This is a genomic window from Algoriphagus mannitolivorans DSM 15301, assembly GCF_000429425.1.
GTDB classification, from domain to species: domain Bacteria; phylum Bacteroidota; class Bacteroidia; order Cytophagales; family Cyclobacteriaceae; genus Algoriphagus; species Algoriphagus mannitolivorans.
In genome coordinates this window covers 306,076-332,861 of the sequence record NZ_AUBV01000005.1, presented here as the reverse complement: position 1 = coordinate 332,861, position 26,786 = coordinate 306,076, and the positions used below count along the sequence as shown (strand labels likewise).

Annotated in this window: 22 protein-coding genes and 1 tRNA gene; 13 read left to right on the top strand and 10 right to left on the bottom strand. The window is 43.6% G+C overall.

The annotated features are described in order from the left end of the window. Window positions 1-23: 23 nt before the first annotated feature. The 3 genes from G458_RS0106320 to G458_RS0106310 are packed head-to-tail and all read left to right on the top strand — an operon-like array spanning window position 24 to window position 3,108. The gene (locus G458_RS0106320; RefSeq protein WP_026951158.1) at window positions 24-1,325 is read left to right on the top strand and encodes a cryptochrome/photolyase family protein; all 1,302 of its coding nucleotides are present in this window, start codon (window positions 24-26) and stop codon (window positions 1,323-1,325) included. Beyond that, the gene (locus G458_RS0106315; protein WP_026951157.1) at window positions 1,322-2,272 is read left to right on the top strand and encodes a Smr/MutS family protein; all 951 of its coding nucleotides are present in this window, start codon (window positions 1,322-1,324) and stop codon (window positions 2,270-2,272) included. Before G458_RS0106320 ends, G458_RS0106315 begins: the two co-directional genes overlap by 4 nt. Window positions 2,273-2,274: 2 nt before the next feature. Beyond that, the gene (locus G458_RS0106310; protein ID WP_026951156.1) at window positions 2,275-3,108 is read left to right on the top strand and encodes a hypothetical protein; all 834 of its coding nucleotides are present in this window, start codon (window positions 2,275-2,277) and stop codon (window positions 3,106-3,108) included. On the opposite strand, the gene G458_RS0106305 is transcribed toward G458_RS0106310, so the two are convergent. After that, a complete protein-coding gene (locus G458_RS0106305; protein ID WP_026951155.1) occupies window positions 3,109-4,254 on the bottom strand; it encodes a cystathionine gamma-synthase in 1,146 nt (381 codons plus the stop codon). 127 nt (window positions 4,255-4,381) lie between these two features. Here G458_RS0106305 and G458_RS21360 point away from each other — a divergent pair, with 127 nt between their 5' ends. Continuing rightward, window positions 4,382-5,077 (top strand): TVP38/TMEM64 family protein, encoded by a 696-nt coding sequence (locus tag G458_RS21360; protein ID WP_051287070.1) that lies wholly within the window; start codon window positions 4,382-4,384, stop codon window positions 5,075-5,077. Here the strand turns inward: G458_RS21360 and porU2 are convergent. Next, window positions 5,074-10,098 carry a putative type IX secretion system sortase PorU2 gene (porU2, locus tag G458_RS0106295; RefSeq protein WP_026951154.1) on the bottom strand — a complete coding sequence of 1,675 codons (5,025 nt, stop codon included), beginning with the start codon at window positions 10,096-10,098 and terminating at the stop codon, window positions 5,074-5,076. The two genes, G458_RS21360 and porU2, sit on opposite strands and share 4 nt — an antisense overlap. Continuing rightward, window positions 10,095-11,222 carry a putative type IX sorting system protein PorV2 gene (locus tag G458_RS0106290; RefSeq protein WP_407636948.1) on the bottom strand — a complete coding sequence of 376 codons (1,128 nt, stop codon included), beginning with the start codon at window positions 11,220-11,222 and terminating at the stop codon, window positions 10,095-10,097. Before G458_RS0106290 ends, porU2 begins: the two co-directional genes overlap by 4 nt. A gap of 358 nt (window positions 11,223-11,580) precedes the next feature. Here G458_RS0106290 and G458_RS0106280 point away from each other — a divergent pair, with 358 nt between their 5' ends. From G458_RS0106280 to G458_RS0106260, 4 genes are all read left to right on the top strand, one after another. Beyond that, window positions 11,581-11,910, top strand: a complete 330-nt coding sequence (locus G458_RS0106280) for a PadR family transcriptional regulator (RefSeq protein WP_026951152.1) — start codon at window positions 11,581-11,583, stop codon at window positions 11,908-11,910. 30 nt (window positions 11,911-11,940) lie between these two features. Continuing rightward, on the top strand, window positions 11,941-13,893 hold the full coding sequence (locus G458_RS0106275) for a PspC domain-containing protein (RefSeq protein WP_026951151.1): 1,953 nt from the start codon (window positions 11,941-11,943) through the stop codon (window positions 13,891-13,893). 87 nt (window positions 13,894-13,980) lie between these two features. Next, window positions 13,981-15,381 carry an MBL fold metallo-hydrolase RNA specificity domain-containing protein gene (locus G458_RS0106265; protein WP_026951150.1) on the top strand — a complete coding sequence of 467 codons (1,401 nt, stop codon included), beginning with the start codon at window positions 13,981-13,983 and terminating at the stop codon, window positions 15,379-15,381. 109 nt (window positions 15,382-15,490) lie between these two features. Next, a complete protein-coding gene (locus tag G458_RS0106260; RefSeq protein ID WP_157359714.1) occupies window positions 15,491-15,946 on the top strand; it encodes a carboxypeptidase regulatory-like domain-containing protein in 456 nt (151 codons plus the stop codon). A 57-nt stretch (window positions 15,947-16,003) separates the two neighbouring features. Here G458_RS0106260 and G458_RS0106255 read toward each other — a convergent pair whose 3' ends face one another. Together G458_RS0106255 and G458_RS0106250 are read right to left on the bottom strand one after the other, a co-directional pair. Then, window positions 16,004-18,538, bottom strand: coding sequence for an ATP-dependent Clp protease ATP-binding subunit (locus tag G458_RS0106255; protein WP_026951148.1), 2,535 nt, complete (start codon window positions 18,536-18,538; stop codon window positions 16,004-16,006). A gap of 81 nt (window positions 18,539-18,619) precedes the next feature. After that, window positions 18,620-19,243 carry a WbqC family protein gene (locus G458_RS0106250; RefSeq protein ID WP_026951147.1) on the bottom strand — a complete coding sequence of 208 codons (624 nt, stop codon included), beginning with the start codon at window positions 19,241-19,243 and terminating at the stop codon, window positions 18,620-18,622. Window positions 19,244-19,442: 199 nt separating this feature from the next. Between G458_RS0106250 and G458_RS0106245 the strand changes: the two genes are divergently transcribed. Next, window positions 19,443-19,631: a hypothetical protein gene (locus tag G458_RS0106245; protein WP_026951146.1), complete on the top strand. Its 189-nt coding sequence runs from the start codon at window positions 19,443-19,445 to the stop codon at window positions 19,629-19,631. Window positions 19,632-19,742: 111 nt separating this feature from the next. Here the strand turns inward: G458_RS0106245 and G458_RS0106240 are convergent, their stop codons facing one another. The 3 genes from G458_RS0106240 to G458_RS0106230 all read right to left on the bottom strand — a co-directional run bounded on the left by G458_RS0106240 (window position 19,743) and on the right by G458_RS0106230 (window position 21,977). Continuing rightward, window positions 19,743-20,369, bottom strand: coding sequence for an L-threonylcarbamoyladenylate synthase (locus G458_RS0106240; RefSeq protein WP_035467829.1), 627 nt, complete (start codon window positions 20,367-20,369; stop codon window positions 19,743-19,745). Window positions 20,370-20,374: 5 nt separating this feature from the next. Further along, window positions 20,375-20,791 (bottom strand): (deoxy)nucleoside triphosphate pyrophosphohydrolase, encoded by a 417-nt coding sequence (locus G458_RS0106235; protein ID WP_211234619.1) that lies wholly within the window; start codon window positions 20,789-20,791, stop codon window positions 20,375-20,377. 73 nt (window positions 20,792-20,864) lie between these two features. Beyond that, window positions 20,865-21,977: a peroxiredoxin family protein gene (locus tag G458_RS0106230; RefSeq protein ID WP_026951143.1), complete on the bottom strand. Its 1,113-nt coding sequence runs from the start codon at window positions 21,975-21,977 to the stop codon at window positions 20,865-20,867. Between the two features lie 120 nt (window positions 21,978-22,097). Between G458_RS0106230 and mltG the strand changes: the two genes are divergently transcribed. From mltG to G458_RS0106210, 4 genes are all read left to right on the top strand, one after another. Next, window positions 22,098-23,141 carry an endolytic transglycosylase MltG gene (gene mltG / locus G458_RS0106225; protein WP_026951142.1) on the top strand — a complete coding sequence of 348 codons (1,044 nt, stop codon included), beginning with the start codon at window positions 22,098-22,100 and terminating at the stop codon, window positions 23,139-23,141. A gap of 1 nt (window position 23,142) precedes the next feature. Then, the gene (locus tag G458_RS0106220; protein ID WP_026951141.1) at window positions 23,143-23,547 is read left to right on the top strand and encodes an acyl-CoA thioesterase; all 405 of its coding nucleotides are present in this window, start codon (window positions 23,143-23,145) and stop codon (window positions 23,545-23,547) included. A gap of 64 nt (window positions 23,548-23,611) precedes the next feature. After that, complete coding sequence (locus tag G458_RS0106215) at window positions 23,612-24,529, top strand: YihY/virulence factor BrkB family protein (protein WP_245579235.1); 918 nt, start codon at window positions 23,612-23,614, stop codon at window positions 24,527-24,529. Between the two features lie 111 nt (window positions 24,530-24,640). Next, window positions 24,641-24,725 (top strand) — tRNA-Ser (locus tag G458_RS0106210). A 159-nt stretch (window positions 24,726-24,884) separates the two neighbouring features. On the opposite strand, the gene G458_RS0106205 is transcribed toward G458_RS0106210, so the two are convergent. Together G458_RS0106205 and G458_RS0106200 are read right to left on the bottom strand one after the other, a co-directional pair. Then, a complete protein-coding gene (locus G458_RS0106205; protein WP_026951139.1) occupies window positions 24,885-26,069 on the bottom strand; it encodes a PDDEXK-like family protein in 1,185 nt (394 codons plus the stop codon). Between the two features lie 57 nt (window positions 26,070-26,126). After that, window positions 26,127-26,777 carry a hypothetical protein gene (locus tag G458_RS0106200; protein ID WP_026951138.1) on the bottom strand — a complete coding sequence of 217 codons (651 nt, stop codon included), beginning with the start codon at window positions 26,775-26,777 and terminating at the stop codon, window positions 26,127-26,129. Window positions 26,778-26,786: the final 9 nt, after the last annotated feature.

Genomic DNA, 26,786 nt, shown 5'->3' with positions numbered 1-26,786 from the left:
CGGATTCCTATTAAAAACAGAAAATGGATAAAATCACGCTATTTTGGTTTAGAAGAGACCTCAGACTGGAAGATAATACTGGGCTTTTTTATGCCTTGCAACAAGAAAAAAACATCCTCCCCCTCTTCATTTTTGACACCAATATTCTCGACAAACTAGAGGATAAAGCCGATGCAAGAGTTGAGTTTATTCTAGATCAGATCCAATCTCTGAAGCAAAAGCTGGAAGACCGTGGGAGTTCATTACTCATACAGCACGGAAAGCCTGAGGAAATCTATCCCAAACTTGTAGAGGAATATGACATTCAGGCCGTTTACACCAACCGGGATTATGAACCATATGCCAAGGAAAGAGATCAGAAAATAGAGAAATTCCTCAAATCCAAAAACATAGAATTCTTCACTTTCAAAGACCAGCTCATTTTCGAGCCCGGAGAAATCCTGAACGGTTCCGGAGAATTTTACAAAGTCTTCACACCTTTCAGCAAGGTATGGCTGGAGAAATTCAAGCAGTCCAAAATTCAGGAATTGGGGGAATCAAATTGGAAAAACCTCTATTCTACTGCTCCATTGCCTGACTTTACCTTGGAAAAACTGGGCTTCCGCTCGACAGAAATCAAGATTCCCTCCAAGGTGGCCGACCAGGATATTATTCAGCATTATGACAAAACCCGAAACTTTCCTGCTAAAGAAAAAGGAACTTCCAGACTGGGAATTCACCTGAGATTTGGCACTATTTCCATTCGCAAGCTAGCCTTAAAGGCATACGGACTGAATGAAACCTATCTCAATGAGCTGATTTGGAGGGAATTTTATCAAATGATCCTAGCCTACAACCCAACGGTTGTGGACAAGGCATTTAAGCCAGCTTATGATGCTATTCCTTGGAGAAACAATGAGAATGAATTCAAGGCTTGGTGTGAAGGAAAAACAGGGTATCCCATCGTGGACGCAGGAATGCGGGAACTGAATGCCACGGGATATATGCACAATCGCGTTCGGATGATCGTAGCTTCCTTCCTAACTAAGCATCTGCTGATTGATTGGCGCTGGGGAGAGGCCTACTTTGCCTCAAAGCTTTTGGACTTTGATTTGTCTGCCAACAATGGTGGCTGGCAGTGGGCCGCAGGCACAGGGACAGATGCTCAGCCCTATTTTAGAGTCTTTAACCCCGAGTCTCAAACCGAGAAGTTTGACAAGGATTTGAAGTATATCAAAAAATGGGTACCGGAATTCGGCACAAAGGATTACCCAAAACCCATCGTAGATCATAAATTTGCCAGACAAAGAGCACTGGATACCTACAAAAAAGCACTAGACCAATGAATATCGGAGATAAAGTCAGATTACTGCATGGAAGAGAAGAAGGAATTGTCCGAAGAGTATCTTCAGGAGGCAGAATCGAAGTAGAAATCGAAGATGGCTTTATCATCCCGGCTCTAAAATCAGAAGTTGTATTAATTGCAGAAGCAGAAAAAAACTACTTCGGAGAGCAGCCCAGTTCTTCCAAAGATGAGGAATCCGCCGCTCCGATTTCAGCACCGAAGGACCAAGGAATCTATTTGGCATTTCTTCCGATCAATGACCAAAACCTCAGTCTTTATCTGATCAATGACAGCAAAATGCCTTATTTGGTCCATGTGTCTGAAGTTTTCGGGTCCAATTCCCGAACCCTTTTTGCTTCAACCCTGAATCCGGGCGAAGCTAAAAAATTTGATGATCGCCTGCTCAAAGACATGGGTGAGTGGCCATCCTTTATGCTTCGCTTTATTCCGATTCAAAACAAACTTGAAAAGGAAGTGGCACCATTTGAGAAGAAAATGAAAATGAAAGCCACCCAGTTTTTCAAGCATCTCAGCAAGGCTCCAATCATGGGAAAAAGTGTTTATCTCTTTGCTTTGGAGCATACGACTCAGGAATTGGACATTCGGAGTCTAAATCAGGAACTCCAACAAATCCAGAGCAGCCCTGCCCCTATCACAACTCAAAGACCTCCCAAATCAGTCGATCTGCACATCGAGCAGCTTCACTCCCAACCGGATAAATTGAGCAATTCGGAGAAAATGAGAATTCAGCTCGAGGCTTTTGAAAGTAAGCTCAACCAAGCCATCGCAAGCGGGATGGACGAAATCACTTTTATTCATGGCTTGGGAAATGGGGTTCTGAGAAAAGAAATTCACAAGCGCTTGAGTCAATTAGGAAATATTAAGTACTTTCAGGACACTCAGAAAGACCAGTGGGGCTATGGCGCTACGCTGGTGAGAATTTCCTGATCATGCAAGCAAAGATTTCTCCGGTTTACCTCATTTTTGAGCAACAGCACCATGAGGCCAAAGCACTCTTTTTAGCGCTTGGCAAACAGATAAAATCCAAGAAAGCCGTGGAGCTTTTGGCAAAAATGGAGTTCATGGAGCTATTTGTGGACATGCTTGCCAAGATTCATTTTGAAAAGGAAAATTTCGGCAAAAGTCTCTTCTCTCCTTTCAAATCCCTCAAGCGCTCCCTGCGTCTCATCCAGCATCTCAAACTGGTAGAAAAAACCATCCTTTCCCGAGTCGATTCTCAGGGAATCCAACTCGAAAGCTTTTCCGACTACCTTTCTTCACAAAAACGGAAGGGCCAAAAAGAAGCTTTTGAATTGGTCATCGGAAGTACCCTGAAAACATGGGATGATTTTCTCGAAAAAACTCATCAATCCAGCAAGGGGATTAAGCCTTTGATGATCCGTACGGCCATCAATCAACTCGTGGAAGAGGAACTGGAATATTTGCAAAAAGACCTAAAAATCCCCTTTTCCACGCAAGCATTCCCTGAGCTTTTTGAAAGCCTTCGAAAAATCATCATGTTGGAAAACCTGCTGGTGCATTTGGGTTTCAACCCAATATTCGTAAGCCTTATCCATCAGGAAATTCAGCAACTCAAAGAAAATCTAAAGCCTTGGTACAGTAATCACCTTACTTTGCAGGCATTGGCGGCATTTTTAGCCCAAAAAGAAAACCCATCCAAAAAGTACCTGGATTGGGCAAAAGACCTCAAGGCAGAAAAGAAAAGCCTGTCCACTCAGATCGAGAGACAGGCTATAGATTTACTTCAAAAGATTACGGTTTAATCAGATTTTGGAAAGTGCATTGGCGAGATCCTTTTTCAGATCTTCCACATCTTCCACTCCTACACTCAGTCTGATTAGAGAATCCACCAATCCTACTTTTTCTCTTTCTTCTTTAGGAATGGATGCGTGAGTCATACTCGCCGGATGTCCGCAAAGAGACTCCACTCCGCCCAAGGACTCCGCCAAAGCAAACAAGTGGAAATTTTCCATCACCTTTTTGGCATCTTCCAATTTATTCCCAACCAACGTAAACGAGATCATTCCTCCGAAATCTCTCATCTGCTTTTTGGCAATCTCATGATTAGGATGATCCTCAAAACCAGGCCAGTAAACTTTCTCAACTTTCGGGTGAGTTCTCAAGTACGCGGCAATAGTCTTTCCATTCTGGCAATGTCTCTCCATTCTTAGATGAAGTGTTTTGATTCCTCTCAGAACCAAGAAGCAATCCTGAGGACCCGGAGTAGCTCCGCAAGCATTTTGTAAAAACACCAATCGGGATGCTAATTCATCGTCATTGACCACCAAAGCTCCCATCACCACATCTGAGTGACCACCGAGATACTTGGTCACGGAGTGCATCACGATATCCGCTCCTAGATCCAATGGATTTTGCAGATAAGGAGAAGCAAAAGTATTGTCCACGGCAAGTAGCAGGCTGTGCTTTTTGCACACCTCAGCTACAGCTTGGATGTCGATGATGTTCATCATCGGATTGGTGGGAGTTTCCACCCAAACCATTTTGGTTTTTTCATTGACCAAAGCAGCGATATTGGCTGGTTCGGCCATGGAAACGAAGTGAAACTTGATTCCATACCGCTCAAACACTTTAGTAAAAAGGCGGTAGGTTCCACCATACAGGTCATTGGTGGAAATGATTTCATCTCCGGGATTGAACAGCTTGACCACTGCGTCAATCGCTCCCAAACCAGAGGAGAAACAAATGCCGTGTTTTCCATTTTCCAAGGCAGCCAAGCTGTTTTGAAGGGCGGTTCTGGTAGGATTGTGAGTACGGCTATACTCGTATCCGAGGTGATCTCCGGGAGACTTTTGCACATAAGTGGAAGTCTGGAAAATCGGGGTCATGATGGCTCCTGTAGAAGGATCAGGGCTGACACCCGCATGAATGGCTTTGGTACCAAATTTCATGAATGATAGTTTATTTTGGAATTAGAATGTACGAATCTCAAATCTGAAATAGATTAAGGGTCAATTCTTTCAACGCTTAAACTTGGGAAAGATATTGAGGTGAATACCCTATTTTTGCAAGCCAAAGATGACAAAAAAGCCGAGTATTTTCAAAATATTAGGTGAGTACTTCGGTACTCATCCACTGGCAGTTGTGGGCTGGATATGGGTAGCATCAATCCCTTTTCTGGGCTCCCTTCTTTTAGCTTCGCAATATTTCAGGCTAGAAGCTATTCATCTGGATTCGGTTTGGGATCAGGTGACACTTACGCTGATGATCTCGGTAATTCTTGGATTTGCGCTTTTGCCTACCACCTTAACTTCTCTGGCAGTAGGCTTCTTTTGGGGCTGGCAGGGCTTTCTCAGTCTGATCCTGGGATATATCTTCGCCAATATCCTAGGCTATTGGATGGGAAAAAGACTGAACACTGATTTCCTCCCTGTGCTATTTCGTCGAAATCCCAACTTAGAAAATGAAATTGAAACTCGGATGGAACGTCCCGGAAGCCTGATCTTTTTTGTCCGGATCAGCCCGGTAATCCCCTTTGCCATTTCCAATTTTATTTTTGCTTCACTGGATATTCCGCTGCGAAAAGTTCTGCTTTATGGAGTGCCTGGCATGCTGCCAAGAACGCTGATCGCCTTTGCCACGGGCATGATCGCCAATTCCTTTTTAGGGGCCAAGGAAGCCATCAACCATCCTACCCAGCTTGCTATTCTGGTATTTCTCTTGATTTTTAGTTTCGGAGGAATCTATTGGAGCTGGAAAAAGGGAAAAAACTAGCGCAAGAGATACATTTTGCCATAGCCTTTGGTAAATCCTCTGTCTCCGGCTGTAGGTCTGTGCTCCATGAATTGTCCGTTTTTACGGATCAAAACCCGATAGATGTAAACGCCATTGGCCAATTGGTCCCCAAATTCATCCCGCCCATCCCAGGCATATTCCGTGATATTGTTTCCGATTCGGATTGGACCCAATTCATCCTGAAGAATTTCCCGGACGACGCGTCCTGTCACGGTCATTATCTGAATTTTGATTTCATCTGGAATCTCCGACCCAGTCAAGGTAAACACAAACCTTACAGAAGTACTGAAAGGATTGGGATAAGGGTAGAAATTACTGATTTGGGATTCATTGACTACTTCGAAAGATATCTCATAAGGCTGCTCAGAACCTTCATTAGTAATCCTCAAGGTATAAATCCCATCTTCCAAAGGCCCAGGAATGAAGGAAACCCGGAAGTCTTCCTTCTCTGACGCGGGTGACCAGCTCAGGTTAGGATTGGAGAAATTAATCTTCTGAAACTGGCATCCTTCACAGGCTTTTTTCAAGAAGATCTCCATGCCCAAGGTATCCTTCTTATAGAGAAGCGTTTGATCATTTTTCAACAAAGCCGTGATCATCACATTTGGAGACACCAAATCCCCATCCATGATGTAGATCCCGTCAAAATTGACATCCAAAAGGGAAGTGGTATTATCTGCTTCCACTACGAAAGTCGTCCCAAGCTTGATCAGGTTATTCCGATAGGTTTGCTCTTGCTGAATTCTTGGATTTGCAAAAACCTCCAGCTCATTGGCCCCTGCTTTTCCGATGCTGTTGAATTCCACCGCAAACTCAAAAGACTCCCCAGCCTTCAGGGCGGGGAATTTACGGGTTAAATTCTCCACCTTTTTTGAATTCAAGTTGGTCAAAGTCCAATTGACCTGAATCGAATCCTGAAAGTTGTAAATAGAAACATTCTTGAAAATAAATTCCACTTTGGCATTTTGCCCTTCCCGAAGGGATATGGGTTCGACGGGTGATTTTTGAACCAAAACTCCCTCCGGAACTCCTTCGAAATTAACCTGCCACCTATCCAGTTGCGCTGGTGCCGTGGAAGCTTCATCTTCCATTCGGTACCTCAAGCGAAGGAAAGGATAAGTCGAGGAATTGATAAAACTCAAATCCATCTCCGGCTCGAATACTTTCTCTACCAGCAATTCTTCCTCCCCATTTTCTCTCACCCCCAAAACATCAAAGTAGGTTTTATCTTCCTCATTGATCCAGGTTCGAAAATTCACATTCTGAAAAAACCTCTCCCAAGAACTTGCGGGACCGATTCTTGGCGTCAAGATGACTCCCTTGGAAATATACCCCTCCAACTGCGAATCAAAGCTCAAAGTCTGCTGCCTTGGAGGCACTTGGAAATTTGGATTCCCCACAATTTCGATGGCTTCACCTGGGCGCATTCCTTTTCTCCCGTAAAGAATGTAAGGATCACCGGATGCCAAGGCCCGAAGAGTGGCTTCACTTGCTCCAAACTGCTTCAGGCTTTCATAGGCCCGATCTGGCCAACTATCAAAGTTGACATTCCCGACAGAGAAAATAATGACATAATCTCCCTCCTTCACCTGACGCACATAATCCTGAAGGATGGTATTTCCAGGAGTGGTAATCCAGGAATTTTGAATGCTTTGAATCAATTGTGGAACCCGGCCGCAGGCTCTGGAGTCCAAAATATCAAATCCCGGAACAGGAATAGCTAAGTATGGCAAAAGTGATTTTTGGTCTAAAGAAACTAGTCCAAGGGATCCATTTGGACAAAGCCGGCTATTGGCATTGTTGGCGTTATCTATGATCTGCGGAATCTGATTCAGGTAAAACTGGGTGTTTCTGAAACTCAGTGTATCCACGCCTGTCCCCACTGTAAAAACCTTGATATCAGACACCTGCTTGATATATTCCCAGGTGCGGGTGGATTCCGGTAAGGCTAGGTTTTCCAGTTGATTTTGTCTCAATTGATCCTCCACTCGCTGAGTCCAGCCTGCAGGTCCATTGGGGATAAAGGAAAAGCTGCTGGTGGTCCATGCAGAGGATTCCCCGGCTTTGGGATCTTGATATCGGGTTCTCCAAAAATAAGTTGTCGAGTCGTTTCCTGCCGACAGGTTAACAGGCCATTCCAAAAGCCCTGAGGAGGTGATTCGGATTTCTTTTCTGAAGGAGGAATTAAATCTTGCCGTGGTATCCATTTGGAGGACCACCGTTCTGTTTTCTGTAACCCTACCCGGTACTTGAGCGAGAAGCTTGATTTCTTTCTCCTTCACAATTCCAAAATTCAGTGGGTAGAGATTTATCGTTCCGCTTAAAGGAATAAAAACATTATAACTGACCACATTATTTAGGAAAGTCATTTCATCCACTTTTCGGTCCGTGTTCACGGAAATGGTGAAGGTATTTTCCCCGGCAGCTTCAAGGTCTAAATTCGGCACCGAAAATTCCAACGTATCCAAGCGGGATACAGAAGGGATTTTGATGGGGTCAAAGTCTATAATTGTCCCGTCCGGAAGTTTGCGAGAAACCTTATACTCTATGGAATCCGAATTGGTGATTCCAATATTTCTTAAGGTAAAAGACAGCTTTAAACTGTCTGAAATAGCAGAAAGAGGGCTGTCATCAAACGTACTGAGACTTACTTCCTCCACCTTCAAAGAATAATCTGGTTTGTTGGCAGGGAACATCCGGGCAGCTGGATCCCCCAACATAACCATTTGTTCCATGTGGGAATAATTGAGGGGGTCAGTTCCAAATTCTTCCAAAAGGCTTATTTCTGCAAGTCTCTTAACTTCTCCAACTGTCTTATAAATCAGGCTGCTATCCGCAAAAGCCTTTTTATAAAACAAATCGGAATATCTTCTCAAATACACATCCACCCCTAGAGAAGTATTGGCAAAAACGTGGGAGGCACCTTTGTTCGGCGTAATGACCCAGTCTTCCCCTTGTGTATAGACTGTGCTGAAGGCGGCTCCATAATCACAGCCATTGAAGAGCATCACGGGATATTTCCCTTTATTAGCATAGCCAAGAGTGGGGTCTGAGGCAAATCCTATTTCAATATCAATTACGGTTGGTGCGCCATGTCCGAAAAAGGTCAAGAGACTTTTTCCTTTGTTGAGATCTCCGGAGATATCTATGACTTCTACCACGGAATTGGATCTCTTGCGGTAGGTTTTCACCTGTCCGCCCAGGAAAGGACCTTCGGCTATGGTTTTAAAGCTGTTCAAAAATGCAAAATACCGCTCCAGCTCAAACTCCGAAACTCCTCCACTCAGGTGAATAATTTCTTTTTGCCAAGGCTCTGCTACTCCTAAAAGGTCCTTCTCGATGGCCTTCTCCAGGTAATCTGCAAGTTGCTGGGAGTTTTTGGCGGGAATCCTTCCAACAGCCATAGCCGGATACAAAGGATTTTCAGAATCCAATCCCACTACGTAGGTATTGTCTCCGTATGGAAAACCACCGACAGGAACCAAATCCTGAAAAGAGAAGCCGGCAGGCCCGGTTCGGTAAAATACCGTTTGGTTGTTTATCCTTCCCTGTGAAAAAATCGCCAAAGACCGAGCTCCCAAAAGCAGGTGGGTCGGCTTGTGAACCGGATAATACGCTCTCAAAAACTCATACAAGGCGACCGAGGATTTTTCTCCATAGGCAAACTGGTCGTAAAGATTCTCCATCTTCACCGTCAGGGTATCAAATCCACCTCCGGCCGGAGAAGCACGATGAGAGGCATAAGCCGCCAAGGGATTGGGATATTGTCGGCTGGGTTTTTCCATTTCCCCATGCCCGACTAAAATGAAGTTGGCTGGCTGGGCAAGGTAATTTCTGAACTTGACTTTACTCAGAGTCCCTACAACCTGTACCGTTTCGGAAGTTTGAACCCGGATTTTACTGATTTTCTCTGGAACACTGGCTAGAAATCTGGAGGTAGTGCTCACTCGGGTGACCGGAACCCATTCGGCATTGAAAAAATCTTCCCCATCAATCGCCAGGTAGTCTTTCTGGGATTGTGTGAGGCTTACTTGTTGATTTCCGACAGGGAAAATCATCAATTCTGAATTAACATCGCCTGAGGGGACATTTCTGCGATAAGTGATTTTCGCGTAGGCAATTGAAATATTATCCGTGGCCTCCGGTCCATTGGCAGTGACCCGAACTCTCAGGGATCCATCAGCATTGAAATCTGACCTATTCAGAGTCAAACTAAGCTGAGGATATTCAAATCCTGAGTAAGTGGAAGTGTTGAGAACTCTTTGGGAAGCGGAAGTAGGCCCTGCGGAAATATTGGTCGCGTGGGCATTTTCAGACCTACCCATCAGGCCGATTTCCAAAGTACCAGTCCAAGAGGCAGGCAAGGCTCCTAAACCGGAAAAGAGGATTTCACGTGTCGCTCCCTTGGTAATGACACCACTTGTCCAGCCTTGTCCCAAATCGTAGGACGAAAGTCGGAATCCAAAAGCATAGGCTCTTCCGAAAGAATAGTTTTCTGCAAAAACCTGAAGTCTTTCCGTATCAAAACTTGTGGCCGCACTCAGGTTTGTCGCCGGAACAGCGCGAACTTTCATCCTTTTTCCGGGAGTCCCAGGAGTAACCGTAAGAAAGAAGGCAGTCGTATCGGTGTAGGTATTGTAGTGGGGATTGGGGATTTTTTCAAATTTGGTGTAAAGCTTCTTATCCAGCTCAGCATCATTTCTTTTTCCCAAAAAATAAATCAAATCACCAGCGTCCAACTTGCCGTCGTCCTGTCCGGGGATATGAATGGCCACTTCTTTTCCCCGATGAAAAACACGGATAAATCTTGGGTCAATCGTATTTGAATTGAGTCCTGAGGCGGTCAAAACCTCTGGACTGATTCGATAAATCCCGTCTTGGGCCGTAGGAATCTTGTAGTAGGTAAGTGAATAATCATACCAAATCGGATCCTGAGCCTTGGACACCAAAGCCATTAAGAAAAGCAGGAGGGACAATATCGAGGTCAGTTGTCTTTTCATTCCCAAGCCTTAAATTTTTTATCCTCTTCTTTTAATCTTTCCAATCTTACTTTGATGCTGAAAATGTGAGAATAGGGACTCTCAGAGACATCACCTAAATCAGAGAGCGCATAGTCCAATTGGAATTTTTCATTTAGGGAAACTCCCAATCCCAAACTTGGCAAATAGCTGATCGACTCATTGCCTTGAAAATCTTTGATGTACTGAAAATTGCTCACTCCACCTCGAAGATAGGCCAATTGCTTATACCCCAACTCCAAGCCGAATCTTGGATCGATGCTAGCCATAGAACCGGAGATCAACGTATTTCTGGGTCCATCAAAGGTAGTTTCCAGATCCAGGGCCGTCAACAAACTAAAGGAGGAACTGACATTCCAAGTGTAGGCAAGTCCCGCAATGGCTTTTGGAAGAGTGATTTCAACTGAATTTAACGGGATTTCATTATTGGTTTGGGAGTAGATGTCTCTCACTTGCTCCGCATCATGCGACCAGGCATTGTAGGTAGTCGTAATATCTCTCAGCATCAGGCCAAATGTCCATTTCTTTTGGATGTACATCGCTCCTAGATCTAACCCAAATCCCCAAGCCTGAGCGAATTTACCTACATTCCTATGGATGACTTTGGCATTGGCTCCTACTTTTAATTTATCCGAAAAATCCCGGGCAAAGCTGAGCAGTAGCGCATAATCGGCGGCATTGAAAAACTGGATATTATCGTAATTCAAGGCCCCATTGGCATCGTAAAGGAAACGTGTATCGGGAATATCATCCACTCCGAATCGAATAAGAGAAGCGGCGAGTTGGTTTTGATCCCCAAGTGGGGTAGAAAAACCCAGATAGTCATATTGAGCAATGCCTGCGAAATATTCAGCATGCATCAAGGAAAATTCATACTTGTGGCGAATTCCCGTCAAGGCCGCAGGATTCCAGTAGGAAGCCGTCACATCCCGGACTGCAGCCACCTGTGCACCTCCCATTCCCAGGGCCCGTGCACCTACGCCAATACTCAAAAACTCATTGGAATACTTTGGGGTAAGCGTTTGACCTACTGCCTCATTCCCAGAACCAAGGAGTAGAAAAATGTAAAAAGCTGCCGATAAAAGTCTCAGTATAAATTTTTTCACATCACCAAAATAATTCAATTTCATCAAGCCCACCGAATTCCTTCTTTGAATTTAAACCAAACTGCTAAATATGTACACCATCGGACACTTTGATGTAGCAAAGAAGGACAATATTCTGGATCTTTTTGTTTGCCTCAACCAGCATTTGAAAAAAAATCAAATTTCTCTGTCAAACCTCAAATCGGGTTCTATTCCTTCCAAACAAAGATTTTAGAAGCTTCCATTGATGAAAATTCCCTAGGGATGGCAAGGAATTAGGTTATACAAGGTAGCTTGGAAAAGATTGGTATCATTTTTCCCTTTAATGCTCAGAGAAAAGGAAAAATATTCTTTTTCCAGAACTAGCAAACGCCTAATCATGAACGTAGCCAACACACAGATACAGATGCGCAAAGGACTCCTGGAGTACTGCGTCCTGCATATCATTTCCCGGGGTGAGGTCTATACCTCCGATCTGATCGAAGAACTTACCCAAGCAGAAATGATTGTCGTAGAGGGCACTCTTTACCCCCTACTCAATAGGCTGAAAACAGCCGAACTGGTCAATTATCGCTGGGTAGAATCCGAAGCTGGGCCTCCTAGGAAGTACTATTCTATCACCGAAGAAGGAAAAAGATTTCTCGGCACGCTCTCCGAAACTTGGAAATCCCTGGTCAATTCCACCCTTCAAATCACCAATAAGAATTGATCCAGAACTAATCACCACAACTCGAATCTCATGAAAAAGACTATAAGCATCAACATCAGCGGCATTCTCTTCCACATCGAGGAAGATGGATACGATTCATTGCGAAAGTACCTCGACGCGATCAACAAGCACTTCTCCGGGTACAAGGACAGCAAGGAAATCATCTCTGACATTGAAAACAGAATCGCGGAGATTTTTCTTTCCAACCTGAAAAACAACAAACAGGTCATCACCGCAGAGAATGTGGATAAGCTCATTGAAAAAATGGGGACTATCGCAGATTTTGTCATCGAAGAGCAAATGGAGGAAAAAGATCCGGAAGATTACACTTCTCAGGACGACTTCTACAAATATGTTACTCCTCCGGGCAGCGAAAACACCGGCTACAAGAAGCTCAAGCGAATGGAAAACAAGAAGATCCTTGGGGGCGTCTGTGCGGGCATTGCACATTACTTCGCTATGGATCCCCTATGGACCCGTCTGATTGCCATTCTACTGTTATTCAGCGGGCAATTGAATTTCCGACTTGGCTTCCTGGATATTTTCCCATTTGACAATTTCCGGTTCAACCTGAGTTTCGGATTCTTCGCCATTGTTGCCTACATCGTCCTTTGGATAATCCTTCCGGTTTCTTACGAGGTGATGGAGGATAAAAATATCAAGAAACTGTTCCGTAACCCTGACGACAAGGTCTTAGGTGGGGTTGCTAGTGGCTTGTCGGCCTATTTTGGCATCGATGTATTGTATGTAAGACTAGCATTTGTCCTGCTGGCATTTGCAGGAGGATCAGGAATTCTGATTTATTTGATCCTTTGGATCATCACCCCGGTGGCAAGTTCGATCACGGAAAGGATCAAAATGAAAGGTGGTGAAATCACCTTGGACAGTATTGATTCCACGATCAAAGAAAGTATCAATCCTGTTCCACCGAAGCCTGAGTCAACCGCGAAAAAAGTCCTGATGACTCCATTCCGTATATTGGGCAAAGTGATCGATGCTATTGGTTCTGCTTTGGGACCCTTAGGACGAGTGTTTGCACATGTGATCCGCATTGTATTTGGCCTAATTATCTTCATGCTGGGGCTCGCCCTGACCATCGCTCCCCTGGTAGCCATGTTCGTCTATTTTGGAGTAACGGATGCCGATTACAGGGTTTGGACTGATAACTTTCCAGTAGAGTTGTTTACCGATTTGGTTCCGATCTGGCTAGTCATAGCGACTGGTGGATTGATTCTGATCCCAGGCATCGTCATTCTCCTTTTGGGCTTGAGCGTATTGGCACAGAAAAATCTGATCGGTGGGAGATTTGGTTTGGTAGCTTTGGGGCTTTGGTTGCTGTGTATTGGAATTGCCGCTTTCCAAATTCCAAAAATTGTAGCCCAATTCAAGGAGGAAAACAAACTTGAAACGGTCACCACCTTGAGTCCAAGCCCGGGAATCTTGATCCTAAAAGTCAACGATGTGGACGACGAAGATATCTTCAACAAAGCAGGTTTGAAGATCGAAGGCACCTCTGATACGACCATCGTATTGACACAGGAATTTTCAGCCCGAGGAAGGACCAAAGCTGAGGCTCTTGAAAATGCCAAAATGCTAAATTACTCCTACTCTGTCGCTGATTCTGTAATCACTTTCGAGGAAGGATTTGACCTCAGCACTTTGGATGTCTTCCGGGATCAGCGGCTAAGATTGAATTTGAAAATCCCTTATGACCGTCCTTTTATCATGGAAAGATCCCTTCTGGAAATCCTCAGAAGTACCATCTACTCCAATGGATATAGATCCTCGGATGTTCGACCTGAAGCCGTGTGGGTATTCAACCAAGCTGGATTGATCTGCCTAACATGCCCGGAAAGACGAGGTCAGGAAACTGACTGGGATAGTTGGGAAGAAGAAAAGGCCAAAATTGATTCCGTGGCAAAGGCCACCCTGGACAGTATCAGCCGGGAGAAGTTCAAACAATCCTTTTTTATGAAAAATTAAAGGGAAAGCAACCACAAAAGCAGAAAGAGGCACCTACTAAGTGCCTCTTTTTTTGTACCTTCTAGCATAGCATAAGACCTAAACAACATGGATGTAAGTGTAAAATTTTTGGGTGCCGCAGGGGCGGTTACCGGCTCGAAATATCTCATTGACCTTGGAGAATTTGAATTTATGGTGGACTGTGGTCTCTTTCAGGGGCCAAGAGATCTTAGGGAGAGAAACTGGGATGATTTCCCTTCCCCAGTAGGAGAAATAGATGCCATCGTCCTCACCCATGGGCATCTTGACCATATCGGATATTTACCCAAGCTGGTCAAACAAGGCTTCAACGGCCCAATTTATTGTACAGAAGCAACAGCGGAGTTAGCGAAGATTCTATTGCTTGATTCCGGGAAACTTCAAGAGGAAGAGGCTGAATATGCCAGAAAGAAGGGGTATTCCAAACATGCGAATCCCCAGCCACTTTATACCATGGAAGATGCAGAGGCAGTGTTTCCCTTGTTTGTCCCCAAAGCCTTTGACCTTCCCTTCAAAATTTCAGACCGGGCCACAGTGACCTATTATCATGCTGGGCATATTTTGGGTGCAGCGATTGTAAAGGTGGTCATTCAGGGAGATTCACAGACCAAGAGGCTGGTTTTCTCAGGGGACTTGGGTCGATACCATGACCCTATTCTTTTCCCTCCAACCCGCATCCCAAAAGCTGATATCCTTTGGATGGAATCTACCTATGGAGATAGAAAAGCTCCGACCACTAAGCCTGAGGACGAACTGGCAAATGCCATCAAAGATGTTTTTGACCGTGATGGAATCGCCATCATTCCAGCTTTCGCAGTGGGCAGAACTCAGCTGTTGATGTATCATATTTATTCTTTGATGGAAAAGAAGAAAATCCCCAAAGTACCGGTATTTGTGGATAGCCCCATGGCCATCGATGCTACCCGGCTGTACTTGGATTTCCACACGGACCATCGGCTTACTGCCATGCTGGAAGACGAAAACAACCACCCTTTCCGGCATCCGCAGCTCCATTATTATCAAAAGCAGGCGCAGTCCATGTCCTTGAACGAATATAAAGGAAAAGCCATCATCATCTCCGCCAGCGGAATGGCTACCGGTGGACGTATTCTTCACCATCTATTTCATCACCTGCCCCATGAAAAAAACGGGGTGATCATGGTGGGGTATCAAGCGGAAGGAACTCGAGGAAGACGATTATTGGAAGGTGAACCAGAAGTAAAAATCTACGGAATTCAGGTTCCTGTGAAGGCAAAAATATATCAGATTGAAGGACTGTCTGCACATGCAGATCAGGATGAATTGATGGATTGGGCCGAAGGGTTTTGCGACAAGCCGAAGATGACCTTTTTGATCCATGGAGAAAAAGAAAGTGCTGAAGCCTTGTCCAACAAACTGCAAGATGAATTGGGATGGAACACCTCCATTCCTCAGTATTTAGAGTCTTTTGAGTTGTTTAAAGGGATTTGAAATTTCGCAAAGTGTCCAAGTTTAAGTCCTGACCGTAGGCGATGGACTATGGACAATGAGTTCAGATTTCCTGTCAGTGATAATCAATCCCTAATTTCTTCTATTCCCCATGAAATTGAAACGCTTCATGTTCTTTTTGGCAACCATCCTAGCTTTTAGTCAATGTAAACCTCTTCAACCTGAGGGGGAAGGAATCAAAGGCACCATCACTTGGCTGGAAGGAAATCAAATGCCGATGATCTCTGATTCAGGAGAGACCCGTGAAAAACCAAAAGCGGTCCAGCGGAAAGTTCTTATCTATCCCTTGCTCAAATTTTCAGATTTGAAGTTGAATGAGGGGCTGTTTGAGCCTCCAAGAATAAACCCGATTGCAGAAGTAGAATCAGATGCCCAAGGAAAATATTCCGTTTCTCTCAGCCCAGGGCGGTATTCGGTTTTCACCCAAGAAGAAGGAGGGCTTTTTGCCGGTATCTTCGACGGAGAAGGGAATGTGATGCCTGTGACAGTCAAAGAGGGCCAATGGACGTTATTGGATATTCAAGTGAATTATAAAGCTGCATTTTAGGCACAAAAAAAGTCCCGATTATTCGGGACTTCTTTCTTTTATGGCTATCTGCTATGCTTATTCTTCAGCTTTTTCCTTTTTGTTCACGGTAATGGTCAGCTCGGAACCTTCTCCAGAATAATCTGCCATGATCACATCGCCTTCAGAAAGATCTCCTTTAAGGATTTCCTCAGCGATAGCGTCTTCCAAATACTTCTGAATTGCTCTGTTGAGCGGTCTTGCTCCATATTGCTGATCGTAACCTTTGTCGGCCAAGAATTCTTTCGCCTTTTCGGTCAACTCGATCTTATATCCCAATTCGGTGATTCTGTGGAACAGCTTTCCAAGACTGATATCGATGATTTTAAAGATATCTTCTTTATCAAGAGAATTGAAGACTACCACATCATCCAAACGGTTTAGGAACTCTGGACTGAAGGCTTTTTTCAAGGCAGACTGAATGGTTGACTTCATAATGTCATCCATATTTTCCTGCTTAGCCTTATTGGCAAAACCGATACCTGCTCCGAAATCCTTCAAGTCACGAACTCCGATATTGGAAGTCATGATGATGATCGTATTTCTGAAATCCACTCTTCTTCCCAGTCCGTCGGTCAAAATCCCGTCGTCCAATACTTGAAGCAAGATGTTAAACACATCCGGGTGAGCTTTCTCGATTTCATCCAATAGAACTACTGAATAAGGCTTTCTTCTGACCTTTTCGGTCAACTGACCGCCTTCTTCATAGCCTACATAGCCTGGAGGCGCTCCCACCAATCGGGAAACGGAGAATTTCTCCATGTACTCTGACATGTCGATCCGAATTAGGGAATCTTCCTTGTCAAAGAGGTAAGTGGCAAGAGTCTTGGCCAGTTCAGTTTTACCTACACCTGTAGGACCTAAGAAGATAAAGGAACCGATCGGTTTCTTCGGATCTTTCAATCCTACTCTAGTTCTTTGGATGGCTTTGGTCAATTTCTTGATGGCCTCTTCCTGTCCGATGACTTTCCCTTTGAGCTCTTCGCCCATATTGAGGAGCTTATTGCCTTCATTCTGGGCAATTCTCTTCGCTGGTATTCCTGTCATCATGGCAATTACTTCTGCCACATTATCCTCGTCCACTGTGAAGCGCTTAGACTTGCTTTCCTCTTCCCATCGGGCTTTGGCCAAGTCCAACTGCTCAAGCAATTTCTTTTCCTTATCTCTAAGCTGTGCAGCTTCCTCATATTTCTGGGATTTTACCACACGGTTTTTCTCCGCCTTGATATTTTCCACTTCAGCTTCGAGCTTCAGGATGTCCTCAGGAACATGAATATTGTTGATATGGACTCTAGCACCTGCTTCGTCCAAAATATCAATCGCCTTATCCGGCAGGAAGCGGTCAGAGATATACCTGTCAGACAACTTCACGCAAGCGGTAATAGCTGCGTCAGTATAGTTGACATTGTGGTGATCCTCGTATTTATCCTTGATATTGTTCAGGATTTGGATAGTCTCTTCCGGCGTGGTGGCATCCACCATGACCATTTGGAATCTACGGGCCAAAGCACCGTCTTTTTCGATATATTGACGGTATTCGTCCAAAGTAGTCGCTCCGATACATTGAATTTCACCTCTGGCCAAGGCAGGCTTAAACATGTTGGACGCATCCAAAGATCCGGAAGCTCCACCAGCACCCACGATGGTGTGAAGTTCATCAATGAACAAGATCACATTGGGAGATTTTTCCAGCTCGTTCATTACGGCTTTCATTCTCTCTTCAAACTGACCTCTGTATTTTGTACCGGCTACCAAAGAAGCCAAATCCAAAGTCACCACGCGCTTGTTGAACAGGACACGGGATACTTTTTTCTGGATAATTCTCAAGGCTAAGCCTTCGGCAATGGCGGTTTTACCCACCCCTGGCTCACCGATAAGAATCGGATTGTTTTTCTTTCTTCTGGACAAAATCTGAGCTACGCGCTCGATTTCTTTCTCTCGGCCAATGATAGGATCAAGTTTGTCCTCTTCTGCCATTTTGGTCAGGTCGCGACCGAAATTGTCTAGAACCGGAGTTCTGGATTTTTCGGCTCCAGGCTTGGAAGAACCACTTCCTGGATTGGAAGATCCGAACAGTTTGGAACCGTCATCATCTCCATCCTCCGCTTCAGCTCTGGATCTCGGTGAAGCTCCTGAATCAGACTGCATTTCCAACATATCTTTTACGGTATCGTAACCAATTTCAAATTTATTTAGGATCTGTGTGGCGATATTATCCTCGTCTCTCAAAATAGAAAGCAATAGATGCTCAGTGCCGATCAGCTGGCTTTTGAAGATTTTTGCTTCCAGGTAAGTTATTTTCAAAACTTTCTCTGACTGTCGGGTCAGAGGAATATTCGCCATGTTTTTCACATTGTGATTGGCAGTACCTTTTACTGCTCTTTCAATAGCATTGCGCAACTCGTCAAGAGGAACGCCCAATTTTTTAAGAATGGAAACAGCTACACCTTCCCCTTCACGAATCATCCCAAGCAAGAGGTGCTCTGTGCCAATGTAATCGTGTCCCAGACGAAGTGCTTCTTCGCGGCTGAGAGAGATCACCTCTTTGACTCTATTCGAAAATTTTGCTTCCATTTAATTCCTTTCTCAATTTGTAATTAATCTGTACGTATGTTACCGAATTTGTTTTAAAAACACAATCTTTTTGGGGATTGTTCATTCTTTTTTTGCAGAGTCTTTGAGATACTTTCCAGCCTCAGGTCCCAGGCAAAATAACAAATCCAGAATGCTGAGGTTAGGCTCAAAGTCCAAGCCAAAAACCTGCGGATATGGGCTTGGAAAAAAATAATCCCGTTCCAAAAAAGGCCTTCCCGGTACGATATGCCCTCTTATGTCAATTATTTCCTCCTCTTGGGGAAGATTTTCCAGCACACCAATTTTGACAGGCCAGCGCAGGAGTTTGAGACAGATTGTCAGCAGCTCCTTATTTAAATCCCACAAACTCTCATTTCCTTTGAGAATAGCACCCTCAACGTAAGGAAAGAAATATTCAAAGAATGGAGCTTTGCCATAAGCACTTTGAATTCCTCTCAAATGAATGCTTTGCCACTTCTGGGAATAATCGATTTTCACCTGACTTAGGGGGATTTTTGGTCTCCTCCCCTGAATGGGAATGCTGAGGGTCTCTACCTTATTGGCCAACAGGATTTTAGTCCGGTTGAGGAAAGACTGCCTTTGGTACAAATCATTCGGAAAAATCAATACCTCATCCGCATCATGGATGGCTGCAAAAAACTCCAAAGTCGGGAGGTAATGTAAATCAATCGCTACTCTTTTCAAGGAAGGGGTAGTTTTTTGGTTATTGGTTATTAGTTGTCGGAGGTCGGTTGTCGGTTGTGAGTTGTCTGTTGTCGGTTGTGAGTTGTCTGTTGTCTGATGTGAGTTGTGGGTTGTAGGTTGTCGGTTGTGAGTTGTCTGTTATCTGTTGTCTGTTGTCAGGCTAAGCACTTGAGAGATGTAAAGCTCTAAGCCTTGCCTATTGCCTTTTGCCTTTTTGGAAGCCAAGCTGAGCACATATAAAGACGTGAGCCTCGAAGTCGAAGCCGCACCTTTTGCTTCTTGCCAATTGCCTCTTGCTTGTCAGGCTGAGCACTTGAGAGATTTGAATCTCAAAATCGAAGCCTTGCCTTTTGCCTTTTGTCCATTGAAAGTCAAGCTGAGCACTTGAGAGACGTGAGTCTCCTTATCCAAGCCTTGCCTTTTGCCCGTTGCCTCTTGCCTCTTGTGTCTTGTGTCTTGTGTCTTGTGTCTTGAATCTTGCTTATACCTATTGCTTCAATCAAAGTATCTCTTCCACTTTCCCAAGACCTTCCCTGACTACGATCACCTCATCGCCGGTGCAGTCTAAAATTGTGGAAGGTACATTGGATCCATATCCTCCATCAATCACGACATCTACAAGGTTTTGATATTTTTCAAAGATCAACTCAGGATCCGTGCTATATTCGATGACTTCATCCTCATCGTGAATGGAAGTAGAAAGGATAGGATAGCCAAGTTCGGCTACAATCGCTTGGGTCACGCCATGATTGGGAACCCGGATCCCCACGGTCTTTTTGTTGCTGTGAAGGATTTTAGGAACCTGGGAGCTCGCCTCCAAAATAAAGGTAAAAGGTCCCGGAAGCCCTTTTTTCATCATCTTGAAAACCGGCTTGGTGATCACCCGCGTGTACTGGGCAATATTGCTCAAATCAGAGCAAACAAAAGAGAAATTGTGCTTTTTAGGGTTGATCCCCTTGATTTTACAAATCTTCTCTACAGCTTTTTGGTTGGTGATATCGCAACCCAAACCATAGACTGTATCGGTAGGATAAATGATTATACCCCCATTTCTCAAAATTTCTACAATTTGTCGGACCCTTCTGGGATCCGGATTTTCTTCATAAAGCCTTATAAACTCGGCCATGGGACTTAGAATTCGGTTGATACTACAAGCTTAACCCAATTTTCAATTAAATCGTGCACAATGGGTAAATCTGCCGGTGCCCAATCTAAAGAAAGTAGCTCATTTTTCTCCAGCCATCGGATTTGCTCATGCTCCAAAAGCCGGATTTCTCCCCCTTTCCAGCATGCACAAAAGGGAATAAGTCTGATAGTTTTGGTGGGATAAGCATGGGTCGCCGGCGGCAACTCTTCAAAAATATCAATTTCCATATTCAGCTCTTCCTGGATTTCCCGCACCAAACAAGACTTGGGATTTTCATCGGGTTCCAACTTCCCTCCAGGAAACTCCCATTTCCCCGGTAGATCCATTTTAGAGCTTCTTTGCGCCGCCAGCACTTTCCCTTTATGGACGATAATGGCGCAGGTGACTTGAAGCATATTCATGGTAAAAAACGATCAATGATATTGGCCAAGAATGGAAATTTATCTTGGAATAAGGAAGGGAAAATCTTTGAAATTATTTTTTCCAGGCAGTTAAATTTTCCTCATTAAAGCCCTCTGTCACTTCCTCCACTTTTCCTTTTTCGTCGATCAGTACAAAGGTAGGGTATCCGTTTACCCCATACTTTTCTCCTATTTCCTTAGCATTCCAGAGTACCTGAAAAGGAATGGGATTTCGTGAAAGGTATTTATCCATTTTTTCCTCAGAATCCACGGGATTGATATAAAGGGGAATGATATTTTCAGAAAACTGAAAATCCGGTTGGCTAAATTTCTCCAATGCAATTCTGCACCAGCCACAATTTATCATTGAGAAATCCAAAAGGACCTTTTTACCCTTTAGGCCGCTTAATTGAACCCAATTCCCTTCCAGATCTTTCAGTTTGAAATCCGGGGCCTGCGCTCCCACCTGGATTAAAGGTGCACCTCCTTTTCCCTCTTCCCCCATCGTTTTGGACACATAACCTTCCGGGATTTTTGCCTTAAATAGCTGCTTTTGGGATGAAAACTCATAGTTGCTGAAATGGGAATCGATTGTTTGATTTCGCTTCCCGTTGTGGTACAATCTTCTTGAATAGAATTCAGGTAAATAGTTCGCCGGGTTAAGAAATAAGTGATTTTGAAGCAAAACATACTTCCCATCAATCAGGGTATCCATTTCCGTCCACAGGTAGTTTTTCAGAATTCGTCCATCTATTGAGGAATCTTTCACATATTCCCAAGGCCCCACCATAAGAAGACCAAGAGGCCCCAGAGATCGGTAAGTATTATACTGGATTAAATCTTGGTCTTGATCCATAACCACCACGCTTGAATCTGAGTGACTGACCGATAAGGCAAGCTGATTCAGATACCAGAATTCAGATTTATCTCTTTTCCCATGAAAGTCGTACCCGAAAAAAGCTTCAGGATTTGGTTGGAAAACGGACTCATACCTAAAGGTGTCAACCTCTCCCAAACTGGGATTTTCCCAAAAAATGACTTGGCTATAACTGATACTTTCAGCCTGAAAAAGCTTGTCCTTCGTCTTGGAAAAAACTTCTTGCGGATTTTCTGGAGAGGAGCATGAACCCTGAATTGCTATGACACCCAAAAGAATCAATCCTAAAGATCTAAAGTTTCGTTGCATAGTAACTTAAGTTAAAAATTAAAATTCACCTATAAAGCTAAGCATATTGGTTTTTCAAAATAGGGGTTTGATAAATATAGACCTAAAGATATTCCTCAACCTTTCCTATTTTTGTCCCCTATGCAACTCGAGAAACGCAAAAAATTTCTGCTGATTCTGTTGGTTTCCTTCTCAGTTTTGGCCATTTCCATGACCTTTTATTTCTATCAGGTCTTTTTTAGCCCCAATACTTTGCCCGAATCAGAGCAAGCTTATTACCTGAAAATTCCCACCAACTCGGTTTACAAAACCGTGGCCAACAAACTCTATGATGACCGGGTCATCAACGATGCACTCAGTTTCGGATTTGTCGCCAAAACTCTGGGATATCAAGAGGCTGTCAAGCCAGGTCTCTATAAAATCGAGCCAAAAATGAACAATCTGGAATTGGTCAGATTGCTTCGCTCCGGGGCGCAAACTCCCGTCAAAGTCACCTTCAACAATGTCCGAACCAAGGAAGATTTGGCGGAAAAGATCACGGCGAATCTCGAGGTTAGCGAAATCCAGTTTCTAGACCTGCTTCAAGACTCGGTGTATATCCGAAAATTCGAACTCGAGGAGGAAACCCTCTTGGGTATGTTTATCCCCAATACCTACGAACTTTGGTGGAACACCAGTGCGGAAAGTCTTTTTGACCGCATGTACAAGGAATACCAGAAATTCTGGACTGAGGAACGCAAGCAAAAAGCACAGGCTTTGGGCTTGAGCCAAAATGAAGTGAGTACTCTGGCCTCAATCGTACAAGCTGAGAGCCAAAAGGCCGATGAGCGTCCCAAAATCGCCGGGGTGTACCTCAACCGACTGAAAATAGGAATGCCGCTCCAAGCGGATCCCACCTTGGTCTATGCTACCGGAGATTTTACCCTTAAGAGAATCCTCAATGTTCACAAGGAAATCGACAGCCCCTACAATACCTACAAGTACGCGGGACTTCCTCCTGGGCCCATTAATTTGCCAGACATCAATTCCCTGAATGCTGTCCTGAATGCGGAAAAACATGATTACATGTATTTCTGTGCCAAGGAAGACTTCTCAGGCTACCATTCTTTTGCAGTCACCTACAATGAGCATTTGGCCAATGCGAGAAGGTATCAAAACGCCTTGAATGCCGCTAAAATCTTTTAACATGTTTGAAGCTGAAACTCAACTACGCGTTCGCTATGCCGAAACTGACCAGATGGGATATGTGTACTACGGCAATTATGCGATGTATTTTGAGGTGGCCAGAGTAGAAGCCATGCGATCGGCAGGTTTTTCCTATCGGGAGATGGAAGAAAATGGAGTCATGATGCCCGTGCTGGAAAGTCACTTTCGCTACCTCAAGCCTGGTAAATACGACGAGCTTCTTACCATCAAAACCAAAATCCCGGAGCTTCCTGGAGTGAGGATCCGCTTTGAATACCAAGTATTTAATGAAGCCGAAGAATTGATCACCGAAGGCTGGACTACCTTGGCTTTTCTCAAAAAAGATACCCATCAACCCACCCGACCACCGGGAAATTTGTTAGTTTTATTAAAACCCTATTTTTAAACACAAGGTGGTTAAAGAAAAAATTTTCAAATACAGAGTAAGACTTCAGCTCAAAGCCCGGCATTTGAAAAAGATCCACTTTGGGCATCCGGACAAAAACCTGTACGATGTCACCCGAATCTTCATTCAGCAACTCAAAAAGGATGACATCAACGAGCGGGCCGGTTCCATGGCCTTCAGCTACACCATGGCCCTTTTTCCTTTGCTGCTCTTTCTGCTTAACCTAGTCCCTTACCTCCAGGATTTTTTTCCTTTCATCACCACGGAAAATATCCTCGGCTTTGTCCAGACGATTATTCCCGAGGATTTGTATGAAAATATCGATACCACCATCATGGACATCGTCTCCAAACCTAGGCAAAGCTTGCTTTCCTTCGGTTTTTTCTTTGCCCTCTTTGCCTCCACCCAAGGTGTGGTATCCATGATGGATTCCTTCAATTCGGTATATAAAACCAAGGAAAACCGGGGATTTTTCTATTCTCGGCTAATTGCGGTGAGCATCGTGTTTGCCTTGGTAATCACCATCATTGCCGCCAGTTCGGTCATGATCATCGGAAGCTTGTTGATCTCCCGACTGGATGAGATGCACTTGTTCAACACCAGCTTCATGATTTTCCTGTTCAATACCCTGAAGTTTTTGATTCTTCTGGCGGTGTTCTTCATTACCTCAGCCTTTATCTTCAGGTTTGCACCGGCCGTTCATGACAAATGGCATTTCTTTTCTACAGGAGCGCACCTATCCGGCTTGCTGATCACTCTGGGCTTTTATGGATTCATCTTTTATCTGGAGAATTTCGCGAGCTACAACAAGCTGTATGGATCCATCGGAACCCTGATTGCCTTGATGCTTTGGCTGTATATCACCTCGATTATTGTTTTGGTATGTTTTGAAGTCAATGTCAGTTTGGACTTGGCAGAGGAAAAAGCCAAGGAGCGGGAAAACCGGAGAAAGGTGCTTTCGATGAGCACCACCGAAAAATAAGCCCAGAAAAATCAGGCACTTAAAAGAAAAAAGAAAATCCTGCTTGCCTGAAAGGCCGAAAGAATATACTTTTGCACACTCGATCGGAAAAAGATCCGAGCGGGAATAATTAGAGGAGTGGCAGAGTGGTCGATCGCGGCGGTCTTGAAAACCGTTGTACCGAGAGGTACCGGGGGTTCGAATCCCTCCTCCTCTGCAAAGCGTCAAAATTTTAGGATTTTGGCGCTTTTTTATTTGGGCTAGTTCTATAAAAAAATCAGGTTAAAAAGCAAACCTAGAATGTAGGGTTTACTTTCTGATGTCTGGAAAATTTAAAAGGAAGCCGTGATTGGCTTCCTTTTTTTTATTCATTATATTATTTCAAAAGAGAAATTTCTTCATAGGCTTTGGCAATAGTCTTTACCCAACCCGCAATTTTCAGGGCAAATTCTTCACTGCGGAATTTTTGCCATGATTCATAACTAAGCAATGGTTTTTCGTTTAATTCATCAATTTCAGATAGCCAAACCCAGGTTGCATAATCCAAATACTTACCTAAATGAAGATCTGAAAGTTTGTTTTTCACTTCTGATCTTAATTGGCTATCTGGGTTTGAGCCAATATGCATGCCGATGGCGATTGTTTGCCTACCCAACCAATAAAGCATAACTCTAAAATCTTTGCTTTCACCTAAAAAAAAAGAAATCGCAGCTTCATAATTTGGAATATTTCTATTATTAAAATTTATGCTGAATTTCTCACCTAAATCAGTGTACTGATTTATTGCTTGTATTAATGAATCACCAAATTTTTGATAAAGTTGATGATCTAAAACCTTCATGGCATTATAAGCCTTAAAGGATTCTGGACTACTCATGATCAATTCTATTATCTCTTGACTCATCTGATTATCTGGATTTTGGTTGGTAAGTCTTTTGATATTGGCGATGTATTGGGTTAAGGTTTCTCGAATGATCGGTTGATCTATGGAGGCTAATCGACAGCTTTCTATCCATTTATGAATATGTTCCCTGAATGATATTTTCTCATACTTTTCAAACCCCTTATGGTACTGACTATCATTCCCCTCAAGTGTCAAAAAATAAACTTTTGATTCACCAGAATTAAAATTGTTAGTCAAGTATTTAGAATACCGCTCCAATTGTTTCTCCTGCTCTAGTGCATAAATCTTTATTTCAAAAGCATAGGCAATATTTCTGGATGAATTTGAGATAAGTAAATCAATTCTACCCCCTTCCACAATTTCCCAATCTCTTTTACCAACATGTTTCTCTATTTCAACTATAAAGCCATCTGTGTCTTCTTTGATGCCAATTACATCAAAGAACAATTTTAGAAACTTGTCTCCTTGAAGATGTCCGGCTTTAGGATTGATCAGATACCCAATCAACCTCGTATGAAGGCGGACTTCATCACTTTCAATGTCCAATGCGTGAGTAAAACTGAATGCATTCCCTGTTTCTTTTTGAAACTTTTCGTGGTTTTGAACTACAAGGTTAACTTGACTCAAAAGATGCCTTGCTGAAGAAATTTCGCTCATAAAAAATTATTTATCCAATTTGAGTTTTTGGAATTTTATTTCCAACTAAACCCCACTTTATATTTGATTATTTAATGCCTCTAAAATCCACTCATCCCCCTTTTCAAAAGCCAATCTGATAAGTATATTACCCATTTGGGGTCGTAATTCTTCCAATGAAAGATAGCTGGGTTCTATCCCATTTTCTGCTAAAACGGCCAATACGCTTCTTGCTCTTTCAACCTTTTTTGCGCCTTCAAAATTGAAAGGCAAAGTAGCCAACCATTCCAAGGATTGATTGTGATTATTATAGTGTGCCCCGAGAGATTGAAAAAGAACTGAACCAATTTCCTTCCCTAATCCAGCATAAAAAACCAATTCTCCATCCAATGATCTCAGATGATCTTTAATCTCTTTTGGAATGGGAAGAATAGGCAAATACCCATTTTCAAGAATACAGATATCTCCAACAACAGAATAGATCAATTCTGAGGAAGAAAATTCAAAAAACTTTGAATCCTCCCTCATTGACTTAATTGGTTCGCTATCAATAAGAGTCAAAGAATCAAAATTGAGGCTATCCCAGTGTTTAGTTGCCACCCTACTTGCCGCTGTCCCCAAGGCAATTAAATGACGAGGATTAGAACTGCCTGCAAACCCCTTCTCAGAAAGGGTTAAAGGCGATAATGCAAGAATGGGAAGGGTTCTGAGGAATAATCTTCGTTTCATAGAACATTT

Bases quoted from the DNA above. Each gene is read 5' to 3' on its own strand.
- G458_RS0106320 (WP_026951158.1), top strand. From the start codon at position 24: ATGGATAAAATCACGCTATTTTGGTTTAGAAGAGACCTCAGACTGGAA.
- G458_RS0106315 (WP_026951157.1), top strand. From the start codon at position 1,322: ATGAATATCGGAGATAAAGTCAGATTACTGCATGGAAGAGAAGAAGGA.
- G458_RS0106310 (WP_026951156.1), top strand. From the start codon at position 2,275: ATGCAAGCAAAGATTTCTCCGGTTTACCTCATTTTTGAGCAACAGCAC.
- G458_RS0106305 (WP_026951155.1), bottom strand. From the start codon at position 4,254: ATGAAATTTGGTACCAAAGCCATTCATGCGGGTGTCAGCCCTGATCCT.
- G458_RS21360 (WP_051287070.1), top strand. From the start codon at position 4,382: ATGACAAAAAAGCCGAGTATTTTCAAAATATTAGGTGAGTACTTCGGT.
- porU2 (WP_026951154.1), bottom strand. From the start codon at position 10,098: ATGAAAAGACAACTGACCTCGATATTGTCCCTCCTGCTTTTCTTAATG.
- G458_RS0106280 (WP_026951152.1), top strand. From the start codon at position 11,581: ATGAACGTAGCCAACACACAGATACAGATGCGCAAAGGACTCCTGGAG.
- G458_RS0106275 (WP_026951151.1), top strand. From the start codon at position 11,941: ATGAAAAAGACTATAAGCATCAACATCAGCGGCATTCTCTTCCACATC.
- G458_RS0106265 (WP_026951150.1), top strand. From the start codon at position 13,981: ATGGATGTAAGTGTAAAATTTTTGGGTGCCGCAGGGGCGGTTACCGGC.
- G458_RS0106260 (WP_157359714.1), top strand. From the start codon at position 15,491: ATGAAATTGAAACGCTTCATGTTCTTTTTGGCAACCATCCTAGCTTTT.
- G458_RS0106255 (WP_026951148.1), bottom strand. From the start codon at position 18,538: ATGGAAGCAAAATTTTCGAATAGAGTCAAAGAGGTGATCTCTCTCAGC.
- G458_RS0106240 (WP_035467829.1), bottom strand. From the start codon at position 20,369: ATGGCCGAGTTTATAAGGCTTTATGAAGAAAATCCGGATCCCAGAAGG.
- G458_RS0106235 (WP_211234619.1), bottom strand. From the start codon at position 20,791: ATGAATATGCTTCAAGTCACCTGCGCCATTATCGTCCATAAAGGGAAA.
- G458_RS0106230 (WP_026951143.1), bottom strand. From the start codon at position 21,977: ATGCAACGAAACTTTAGATCTTTAGGATTGATTCTTTTGGGTGTCATA.
- mltG (WP_026951142.1), top strand. From the start codon at position 22,098: ATGCAACTCGAGAAACGCAAAAAATTTCTGCTGATTCTGTTGGTTTCC.
- G458_RS0106220 (WP_026951141.1), top strand. From the start codon at position 23,143: ATGTTTGAAGCTGAAACTCAACTACGCGTTCGCTATGCCGAAACTGAC.
- G458_RS0106205 (WP_026951139.1), bottom strand. From the start codon at position 26,069: ATGAGCGAAATTTCTTCAGCAAGGCATCTTTTGAGTCAAGTTAACCTT.
- G458_RS0106200 (WP_026951138.1), bottom strand. From the start codon at position 26,777: ATGAAACGAAGATTATTCCTCAGAACCCTTCCCATTCTTGCATTATCG.